The organism is Plantactinospora solaniradicis (assembly GCF_042658085.1).
Taxonomy (GTDB): Bacteria; Actinomycetota; Actinomycetes; order Mycobacteriales; family Micromonosporaceae; genus Plantactinospora; species Plantactinospora solaniradicis.
This window is the reverse complement of the sequence record NZ_JBHSPR010000096.1, coordinates 1-2,435: the sequence shown is the minus strand read 5'-3', so window position 1 is coordinate 2,435 and position 2,435 is coordinate 1. Positions and strand designations below refer to the sequence as shown.

Annotated in this window: 2 protein-coding genes; both read left to right on the top strand. The window is 67.1% G+C overall.

Annotated elements, in window-relative coordinates:
- The first annotated feature begins 578 nt into the window (after nucleotides 1-578).
- Entirely contained in the window at nucleotides 579-989 is a 411-nt protein-coding gene (locus ACFP2T_RS46420; RefSeq protein ID WP_377434066.1) for a hypothetical protein, read from the top strand.
- 298 nt (nucleotides 990-1,287) lie between these two features.
- Nucleotides 1,288-2,165 (top strand): IS5 family transposase gene (locus ACFP2T_RS46415; RefSeq protein WP_377434067.1). Its coding sequence is split into 2 segments (ribosomal slippage): nucleotides 1,288-1,681 and nucleotides 1,681-2,165, totalling 879 coding nucleotides; the frame shifts between segments, so codons are not numbered across the junction.
- The last annotated feature ends 270 nt before the right edge of the window (nucleotides 2,166-2,435 follow it).

Below are 2,435 nucleotides of genomic sequence, written 5' to 3'. Positions count from 1 at the left end.
TGGCCGCACCCGTTCCGGCAGGACCCGAGGTCACCTCACGAACGGCGACTGCCGTACTAGTTGATCTCTTAGTGCCCCTCTGGAAACTGGCCCCGCTCGCGCCCGTCTGCCACGATGGGCAGCCGTGACCCGATCCCGCAGGCGCCCGAAGCCGTTCCGTCCCGCCGGCCTGATCCCGTTCCTGATCGTCGTAGCCCTTGCCGTGGTCACGGGGTACAGCAGCTGGCACGTGTACGACATGGCACGCCCTGGTTCCGGGCCGGCGAAACAGAGCAACATCCGGGTCATCGCCCCGGAAGGCATGTCCAAGGTCGAGGTGACGTTGTTGGTCATGCCGTCGCTCGACAAAAGTTTCTTCACCGACGTCTCCTACGCTCTGACCGTCGTCGTCGACTCGGCGCGGGAGCTCGCCAACCGGAGCGTCACCGTCGAGGTCTCGCCGGAAAGTGCGATCGTCTGGGACGGTCCGCTTGCCGATGTGCTGACTGGCTTCAACGGCTTTCAGACCTTGACCGCCGAGCCGATGACGAAGGTCGTGGCCAGGGACAAGGGTCACCGCTACGCGACCCGTCTCTTCGGTGACACGGACTTGCCGGTCTACTTCCAGCGCGGCGAGCGCACGTTCGTCCGGACGGATCGACATCCTCGGGGCGCCGCCGGAGGACGTCCGGGAGGAGTACGCCAGCCCGCCGAGGGAGAACCCGCTGGCCCTGTCCTGGACGATGGACCAGGACTTCGCGGCGCCGCTGGCACCCAGCGTGACGTACGTCGACGACAACAAGGCGGCCGACATCGAGAACCGGATGTTCGCGGCCGGTGTGGGTGCCGGCGTTAGCGCGTCGCTGATCCTGTGGATCGTCGAGTTCGGGCCGTGGCGGGCGCTGGCCGCGGCGGCCGGGCGGGTGCGGTCGCGGCGGCGCTGGCGGCGGGCGGTGGCGCAGGCCCGATGGCCACGGCGACGAGGCGGGGACGGGTCGCGGGGGCGTTAGTAATGGCGGAATTCGTTCGGTAAACCTTGGACGATGGCTCCCAGGTGATATTGGATCCTGGAGGATTGGCCATCCAAGGCGGCGAGGCCAGCGCGCAGGCCCCACCAACGCCCGGAGCCGGGAGACCAAATCCATGTGGCATACCGAGTCGGCTAGGGCCTGTGTCGAAGTCGGTGCCAGGGTTTGCACTGGCGTGAGGATCTTCGCGTGTCGGTGGTCGTGATACAGCGAGGTCTCCGGTAGATGGTTCAGCGACGAAGCAGAACCTGAAAACGGAGACCTCGTGGAGACCCTAGCGGTGACGAGGCGGTTCGACCTGACCGACATCCAGTGGGCGGCGCTGGAGCCGTTGCTACCGACGTCGAAGCTGCCGGGTCGTCCGTCGTTGTGGAGCAGACGGCAGTTGATCGACGGGATCCGGTGGCGGATCCGGGTGGGCGCCCCGTGGCGGGACGTGCCACCCGAGTACGGGTCCTGGTCGGCGGTGTACGCCCTGTTCCGGCGCTGGCAGCGCGACGGGACCTGGCAACAGATCCTCACCGTGTTGCAGGCCCGCGCTGACGCCGCCGGCCAGATCACCTGGGACGTGTCGGTGGACTCGACCACCGCCCGAGCCCACCAGCACGCCGCCGGTGCGCGGAAAAGGGGGCTCTACAGGCCGAACCGCCCGGCGGTGTCACCGTCGAGCCGGACGACCACGCGTTGGGTCGTTCCCGTGGCGGGTTGACCACGAAGTTGCACCTGGCATGTGAGCAGGGACAGAAACCCCTCGCGATCGTGTTGACCGCCGGACAGCTCGGCGCCAGCCCACAGTTCATCCCGGTACTGGCCGCCATCCATGTTCCCCGCCTGGTCACGGGTCGTCCGAGGAGCCGCCCGAACCGGGTCCTGGCCGACAAGGCGTACACCTCGAAGGCGAACCGGACCTACCTGCGCCGACGTAGGATCGCGGCGACCATCCCGAGCAAGGCCGACCAGGACGCCCACCGGCGGGCCAGAGGCTCCAAGGGCGGCCGACCACCAGCCTTCGACCCCAACATCTACAAGCAGCGTCATGCCGTGGAGTGCGGAATCAACCGCCTCAAACGCCACCGCGCCGTGGCCACCCGGTTCGACAAACTCGCCGTCCGCTACCACACCACCGTACAGATTGCCGCCATCAACGAATGGCTCTAACCGACTTCGACACAGGCCCTAGTAGTGCTTTGTCATAATCTGAGTGGGTAGCGGGGTTTCGTTGTCGGGAACCGTGTTTTGCAGGTGGGGCAGGCGCCGGCCAGGCGGACGAGCTGGTGTTGCAGGTTGCGGAGTACGGCGTAGAGGGTCAGGCCGGCGCTGCCGCTTTTGGGTTCAGGCGGTGCAGGGTGAGGAAGGCATGAGCGGCGCAGACGAGGGTGACGTGGTGGTGCCAGCCTTGCCAGGTCCGTCCTTCGTAGTGGTGTAGGC